The 7,535-nt window shown below is 59.9% G+C and carries 5 protein-coding genes and 1 pseudogene; 5 read left to right on the top strand and 1 reads right to left on the bottom strand.

Going from position 1 to position 7,535, the window contains the following annotated elements; all coding sequences use genetic code 11:
* Nucleotides 1–34 precede the first annotated feature (34 nt).
* The 3 genes from RMO15_RS14415 to RMO15_RS14405 are packed head-to-tail and all read left to right on the top strand — an operon-like array spanning nt 35 to nt 5,173.
* Entirely contained in the window at nt 35–1,348 is a 1,314-nt protein-coding gene (locus RMO15_RS14415) for a hypothetical protein (protein WP_309713969.1), read from the top strand.
* 12 nt (nt 1,349–1,360) lie between these two features.
* Nucleotides 1,361–2,194: a hypothetical protein gene (locus RMO15_RS14410; protein WP_309713966.1), complete on the top strand. Its 834-nt coding sequence runs from the start codon at nt 1,361–1,363 to the stop codon at nt 2,192–2,194.
* Nucleotides 2,195–2,233: 39 nt separating this feature from the next.
* Nucleotides 2,234–5,173 (top strand): BTAD domain-containing putative transcriptional regulator, encoded by a 2,940-nt coding sequence (locus RMO15_RS14405; RefSeq protein WP_309713963.1) that lies wholly within the window; start codon nt 2,234–2,236, stop codon nt 5,171–5,173.
* Here the strand turns inward: RMO15_RS14405 and RMO15_RS14400 are convergent.
* The gene (locus RMO15_RS14400; protein ID WP_309713961.1) at nt 5,167–6,534 is read right to left on the bottom strand and encodes a HEAT repeat domain-containing protein; all 1,368 of its coding nucleotides are present in this window, start codon (nt 6,532–6,534) and stop codon (nt 5,167–5,169) included. The two genes, RMO15_RS14405 and RMO15_RS14400, sit on opposite strands and share 7 nt — an antisense overlap.
* An 82-nt stretch (nt 6,535–6,616) precedes the next feature.
* On the opposite strand from RMO15_RS14400, the gene RMO15_RS14395 reads away from it, so the two are divergent.
* Nucleotides 6,617–7,237, top strand: coding sequence for a hypothetical protein (locus RMO15_RS14395; RefSeq protein WP_309713958.1), 621 nt, complete (start codon nt 6,617–6,619; stop codon nt 7,235–7,237).
* 46 nt (nt 7,238–7,283) lie between these two features.
* Nucleotides 7,284–7,535 (top strand): annotated as a pseudogene (locus tag RMO15_RS14390) (hypothetical protein); the annotation flags it as partial.

Below are 7,535 nucleotides of genomic sequence, written 5' to 3'. Positions count from 1 at the left end.
GCTATAGTGGCGGCAAAGGGGGTACAGGAGGAGAATGAACGGTTACAAGTCAATGACGGACAACAGATTCCCGGCTTTGAGTCGGCGCGGGTTTCTCCTCTTGGGCGGCAACGCGGCGGCAGGCCTTATCGGGGCAGGCTGTGGCGGTGGGGGCGGCACAGCCCCGACAGGCCCGCTTGCGGAAGACGACCTCGCCTCTATTTTCCCAACCGGCCCGGAACTTCCGACGGTTGTGTCGGCGGGAGCGCGATTGGTTCCCGAAGACGGCTCGGTTTCGGTCGCTGCGATAGACGAGAATCGCGTTGTGTTGACCGGCAATGTCGGAGCAATGGGGCTTGCCCCTGGCCTTGTGGTCGCCTCATTCTTGGGCGGGGGGTTCACGCGGCGCGTGGTCAACATCACAAGCGACGGCGGCGGCGGCACAGTGCTGGAAACGTCGGAGGCCACTTTAGAAGACGCCTTCGATTCGTTGGAAATCCGCGCCTTATCCGATTTAGCCGAAGCAGGAACCCGTCAGCAGGGCGGTACAGCGCTGAATGGCGGGACATCGCTGAATATCCGCGCTAAGATACCAGAGTCCACCCTGTTCTCCTCTGGCGCGAAATCGGTGAAACTCAGCGGCGAAGTGAATCTGGGCGGAAAAATGGCGGCGGCAGTGCGTCTACAAAAACTGCCGGGCGGGGCAGAACGCCCGTTGGAGTTCTTCGGCTTCGTGGTTGACTATCGCATCAACGGGCAGCTGAAAATAAACGGTCAGATAGCCGTTGCGCCGGATTCAGTTAAACTCCAGGATATTTTGACCAAAAATCTGGCAATTTTGGGGGAGATTGCCAACGCTGCGAAGAACGTGCCGAAGATTTTGCAGCCGAAGTTTGACCTTAAATTGGCGTTCGTCGGTGGTTTTCAGCCCAACATCGCCTTCACCACTCTACTGGGTGCGAGTGGCAGAATCGGGTTCGTGTGGACGCGTGGCAGAGACTTCAGTTTTTACGGGGGCGCGCCGAAGTTTGACACCCCTTCCTTCCAGATTGATTCGGCTCTGAACCCCTACAAAGGTGTGGATTTTCTGGTGACGGTGAAGCCAAAGCTGGAACTCCTTGTTGGGGGCGTGGTAGGGCCGTTTCTGGAACTGGCCGCGCCCTCCGTGTATGCCAAGTTCACCCGGACGGATGACACGCTGTTTCACGGCATGGGCGTTTCGGTCGGGGCGAATCTCGCCGGAGAGATAGGCATCAGCGACAGATATAAACTGCTCAATTTGCCCAAGCGGAAAGTCTTCGACCGGGAGTTGGTGAAATACCAAAAGTTCTTTGATGATTCCGCGAAAACGTCGCTCAATGTCCGCTAAAGGAGGCCCAATATGAAAAACACAAAAACATTTTCCTGGCATCGTTTTGCCATCGCTGTCTTTTTTCTCGCGCTTGTCGTAGAAGTCATCATTGGTTGCAGCGGCGCGGCACGGGTGGGCGCAGGGCGAAGCCATATGACTGTGCGCGTCGCGTGGCCTAAAGTGTCACGGGCGATTCCGCTTGGAGCCAAAAGCATACAAATAACGCTGTTTGCGAACGAGCCGGAGTTTGATGTGAAGGTCGGCGAGATGCGTGTGGCGCGGCCTGAAGGCGAAGAGCCGGTATCCAAGGTGACCCTGGAAAACCTTCCGGCGCAGGTGAAACTACGCACTCGCGTTCTCGCCTTCCCGAACGAGGACGGAACCGGAACCGCGCAGGCCGTCTCCGAGCAGGAGATTGTCAGCGGCGAGGCGGGCGCAAATACGGACGTGGCTATTGCGCTTGGCTCCACAATCTTTCGCCTTGAGGCCACCCCGTCTTCAGTTTTCCTCAAGCCGATCGATTTCAAAGAGGTTCGCGTCACCGCCTACAACGAGGCTGGCGATGTTGTTCCAACCGACCCCAACTCCTGGTCATGGCGCATACAGGACCCGGAAGTGGCCCTTGCAGAGCCGAACACCCGCAATCCCGTGGCGGTTCGCCCGAGAAGGGCAGGCGAAACAACCCTTATCGGCACGGAGCGCGATTCCGAGAAGACCATCTCGATTCCAGTGACAGTTGGCGCAGGGCCGCCGGGCTGTACGGGAGGGCGTAGTTACGGCGACGCCTGCAAGGCACCGTTTTCGCGGTACGAATGGGCGTGGGACTGTAATACCGGCGAGTGCGAGTTTATCGCGCCCAAATAGCGAAGGAATAGAGTCTCTTGGTGACGAACCTCCGGTGTAATGGATTCGTGCCTTCAAGTCACTCTCTTGGGAAGCCTGGCGGCGGTGCCAACGACGCCGCCAGGTTTGCCTCCGGTCACCCACTTTCGCACCCAAAAGACGGCGACACTCTTCGCCTTTCTTGCCTTCCATGCAGGTGTGCCGCAGTCCCGTGAAGAGCTTTGCGAGCGTTTCTGGCCCGAGAGTGCGCTTGATCAGGCACGCATGAGCCTTCGGACATCGCTCTCTTCTCTGCGTAAAGACTTTGGGGAGGCCATTGTGGCCGATAAGACAAACGTGACTCTTCAGGCAACAACGGATCTACAGCAATTTGAGCTTGCGACGCGCCGAGCAGGCTTGCCCGCACTGTCTGAGCAAGAGAGAGTGGAGTCGCTCCGATTGTCCGTCGAAGTTTACGATGGGCCGCTTCTCCCAGGGCTCTACGACGACTGGATTTTTCCGGAGCGGGATCGGCTTGCGGGGGCCTACGTGGCAGCGCTTTGTGCGCTGGCACGCTGGCATGAGCGTCTTGGAGAACTCACCCGTGCGCTAGACTACGCCCACCGTGCCGCCGCCGCTGCCTCGCTCAACGAACCAATTCGGGCCGATTTAATCCGCTTGCTGATTGTCGCGGGCCGTCCTGCTGAGGCACGGCGGCAGTTCGACGGGCTAGAGCAGAATCTCTTACAGCAGCTTGGCCTGGAACCCGCAGACTCGACGCGTGCACTGGTTTCGGACTTGCCCACCGCCTGTGAGCCAGCGTCGCCCGCCATTGTCGTCAATCTCCCTCAGACCCGTGATCGGTTTCGGGGACGACGGGAGCTTCTGGCGGATGTGGTTCAGTCCCTTGCTGAGGCCCATAGCTCCAAGACAATGCGGCTCGTGACGCTTTTTGGCCCGGGGGGAATTGGAAAAACCCGGCTCTCTCTTGAGGTTGGACATCGGTTAGCGGTTGGCTATGGGTTTGCGGAGGTGCACTTTGTGGGGCTGGCAGGCGCGACGACACCTGAGCAGGCATGGGAGTCTCTCGCGGAGGCACTGGGCCTCACAGTGAGCAAGCCACGCGAGAGTGTCCTGGACTATCTACGGGCACACTCGCCGTGTCTCTTAATCCTCGATAACCTGGAGCAGCTTCTTCCTGAGGGAGTGACTCTGGTAGAGAGCCTCCTGACTGCGACACCAGATGTCGTCGTCTTGGCGACGTCGCGCCACCGGCTCGCCGTTGAGGGAGAACACTTGGTGCCCGTGGGAACGCTACCCGAGGACGACGCGATGGCACTCTATCGAGATCGCGCCCGAAGTGTCGCTCCTGAGCTTTTTTCTTCACCATCGGACGAGGCTTCGCTACGAGAACTCGTAACGGAGCTGGATGGCTTGCCTCTGGCCCTTGAGCTGGCTGCTGCCTGGGCAGGCACACTGACACCGTCGGAGCAGGCCCAGCAAGTTCGTGCCAGCCGCCTCGCGCTTCCCGAAGACGTCCGAAAAGATCCCCGTCATGCTTCGATGACCGCGGCGATTACGTGGAGCACGGAGCTTCTAGAGCCTGCGCTTCGGGAAGCGTTTTTACGTCTCTCGATCTTCCAAGGGGGCTGGGAAGCCGATGCGGCGCACGCTATCTGTACGGCGAGCCGTGGCGCACTCGCCAGCCTACGAGACCGCGCCCTGCTTCGCACCGAGTCGCTTGGCCCCGCGCTACGTTTTTCTGTGCACCGCAACCTTCAAGACTTTGGTCGGGCTGCACTCACCGCTGAAGAGAGAGCCGCGCTTGGCGAGCGGCACCAGCTGTTCTTCCTGGAGCTGGCAGAAGAGAAGGCAGACGTCGGCCGGCTGCATCGCGAGCGCGAGAACCTGGGAGCCGCAATCGCCTTAAGTGTGCCGCCTGCACTCTTTAGGTTCGGGCTTGCACTAGAGGAGCACTGGGTGAGCCGTGGAGCCCTGGTGGAGGCGCGTCACTGGTATGAGCGTGCTCTTGAGGAAGGCAACCTCCCCGCCGCGGTTCTGCTCACCGTGGGGTGCTTGGCAATTGCGAACAACGAACCCACTCTCGCAGAGTCTCTCTTGCTCCAAGCTCTGGAGCAAGAGCTGACCAATACCGAGCGTGTCCGAGCCCACTACTTGCTCAGCCAGCTGTATCACACGCTCACCAGTGACTTTAGTCGTGCCCGAAGCCATGGGGAGCAGGCACTTGCCCTTCAGCCAGATCATGTCCCTAGTCTGGTCACCTTGGGATTGATCGCGCGAAAACAAGGGGCGCTGGATGACGCCGAGACTCTGCTCAGGCAGGCCATCTCCAATGCGGAGGCACAAGACTTGGCAGCTCAAGCTTGGAATGGGCTTGGCCCTGTCTTTCACCTGCGTGCAGCGGCACTTGAGGACCAAGGGAAGCAAGTAGAGTTTGAGCGGGCTTGTGAGCAAGCGAGAGAGTGCTACAGCCGCGCTCTTGCCTTGGTCGCCAGCGAGGGCCAGGAAGCACTGCGGCTAAAAGTGCTCATCAACCAGGGCTCACTAGCGGGCCTTCGCCACGATCTAGACGGTGCTGAGCAGGCGTACTCCGAGGCAGTAGCGCTGGCGACGACGATGGGCGATAGCCGGATGCTGGCCTATGCTCAGGCGAACCTCAGCATTGTATTTCTCCTGTCTCATGGCAATCGCGATGAGTACCTGCGGCTTCAGCGAGCGAGCTTGGTCATCAAACACCGCTTGGGAATCGTTCAGGATGTGGCCCTCGCCTTCATAGAGATCGGAAGGCAACTCGCACCTGAGATCGCTGCGCAGCTCTACGGGGCCGCAGCGACACTACGCTCCCAGATGGGCGAGCAGGATCTCTGGGCCGTTCGCCATGCCCAGAACTACGAAGAGTGCCGTAGCGCATTGGGGGAAACGGCCTACGACGCGGCGTTTACCCAGGGAGTGGAGTTGCCCCTTGATCAAGCGGTCGAACTGGCTCTGCAAGCTCAGTAGGTTCGCACGCCCTTGCCTAGGGTGTTGTCCCAGCGGTGGGCTTTGAGATAGTGCAGCGCTGCTCGGAGCGCTTCGGGCTTGCCGGAGCGCTCTAGAATCTCGATCCCAAAGCCCCCGACATAGCCGCAGGGGTCGTTGAGCGAGGCTATCACCAATGCAATTACCTCGTCTGAGTGCCAGCCGAGCTTGAGAAGCGCTGAGATAGCATTGACCCGGACTTGATTCTCACCCGTCCACTTTCGGTAGAGCGGCTCCTGCCAGTCGGGATTGCTCGTGAGGAGCAAACGGCGTAGCTCCGGCAGGAGCGCGGCTTCGTCGGCCCCGAGCTGGCCCAGTGCATCCAGCGCCGTTCGGACAACGGAGTGAGAAGGCGAAGCGAGCTTGCCGATCAGCGCGTCTGAGGCAGCGCATGCTTTCTTGCCCATCTCTCCCAGCGCAAAGATCGCGTTAATCTGCACCCACTCCGACGGGTGATTCAGCAAGTCCATCAGGCTAGTGATGGCAGGTTCACCTAGAGCAGCCAAGGCGTAGGTGGCATCGTCCATCACAATCGCGCTCTCAGCCCAGCCACTCTCCGTGCGGCTGGCCAGCGCGGCGCACACTGGAGCCACGGCAGGCTCGCCCAGCGCGGCGAGGGAGTAGATCGCTCGCAAGCGCTCTGGCTCAGGCCCATTGAGCGCACCCAAGAGCTCGGGGAGCTCCGCAATATTAGGCATGGGCTGGGTTGGTAGGGCGAAGTGCTCGGGCTCCTGGGTGCGCACAAAAACAAACTTGACCATGTAGCGGGTGTGCTCCAGCAGATTCAGTGAGCCACCGTGCGCGATATCGAAGTGCACCAGAACACACGTTCCCGCCGGGCCTGCCGCCTGAAAGCCGCGTTCATAGTCGGCCTCGGTCAGCTCACGGTTGTAGTGCGTGCCCGGAATAAGCTGCGTGGGCCCGTGCTCCTTGGGAGTGTCCTGCGGGTAGTAGAGCACCATCGCGTAGCGGCAGGCGTGGTGTCGTGGCCGGGCGAGGGGGCTGTGGGAGTCCTGGTGCCACCCAATAAAAGCATTGGTTCCCGCTCCCGCTTTCACGCCGGTCTCGGTCTGCTCGACCGGCTCGTTGTTGTGGCAGAACCGATGAGGATGGAGCACGTAGCCCTCTCCCAGCACTTGGGTCAGGGGCCCAATCAGCTCCGGTGCATCGAGAACCAGCTGAAGCTCAGGCACGGCGGGCAGGATGTTATTTCCCAGATTAAACTCCTGCTTGAGCACAAAGGCGAGTCGTTGCTGGATTTTTGCGTGAAGTGATGCAGGCAGGTCAGGGTGAAGAATCACATAGCCGTCCCTCAGAAACTCTTGGTGTTGTGCCGTCGTCATAACTCTTGTTGTACCCAACGTGGTATATAATTCGTTTGCGACTTTTCGTCACGACGAACTCGACGAACCAAAGGACTATCCGATGCGAACTCCTCTCTCTCTAAAACCTAGCCTTGCTCTTACGCTGATGCTAGGACTGGCAACACAGCCGATCTCGGGCTGCTTTTCGGGCTGTAACCCGGCACCCAGTGCTCCGCCTCCTGCTCCTCCTGCCATGAGCGCTCCTGCGGGCCGCTCTGGCATGTCTGACCTCCCACCCGATCCGCGGGCACTGAAAAACGGTGGACAGAACAATGCGCCAGCGAGCACGGGCGCGGTGGGCACGACGGCGCTTCCGGCAAAGCCCGTTCCGGGAAGTGCGCTCAATAAGTTCTTCCCCAACGATGCCGACGGCTACGACCGGATCTTTACGCAAGAGAAAAATGGCTTTGCGATGGCGAACTTAAACAAAGGCGGAAAGACCGTCGCGACACTCTCGATCAATGACTGCGCCGCGCTGCCCAGTAGCCGCGATAAGTTCAAGTCCGCCGGGCGCTCGGTTGCGGGAAACCCGGCTACCAACGATGGCATGAGCGGAATTGCCATGCTTGTGGGGGATCGCTACCAGGTGAAGATTCGCGCCACGGGCGGTGCCCTCAGTGATTCTGAGATGCAGGCGTGGCTGGAGAAGTTTGACCTCAGTGGGCTGGCGGGGCTGAAATAGCTACCCCCTAACCCCCGTCCAACGGGGGGACAATAAGGAATTTATTATGGAAGATATTAATGTTTATGCGGATCGCCTGCCGTCGGCAGGGATCACGATTGGGGCTCTGAAGGCGCTGGATTGGGTGGCACCAGGGCAGTGGGAAAATATCGTGGGCTTTGAAAACATGCTCTCGGTCTACACCGGCGAGAGCGACCCTGGGCTCCTGCAGCAGGTCTCGGATCGCACGCTCCAGCTCTTCGCCGATCCGGCTGAGGGCTACCAGCGGGCGCTGTGGATCTACCAGGCGGTGGACTCC

Origin of the sequence: Armatimonas sp. (genome assembly GCF_031410135.1) — a bacterium.
Classification (GTDB): Bacteria; Armatimonadota; Armatimonadia; order Armatimonadales; family Armatimonadaceae; genus Armatimonas.
Note: the sequence above shows the minus strand (reverse complement) of the source record. Positions and strands in the feature narration are given on the sequence as shown.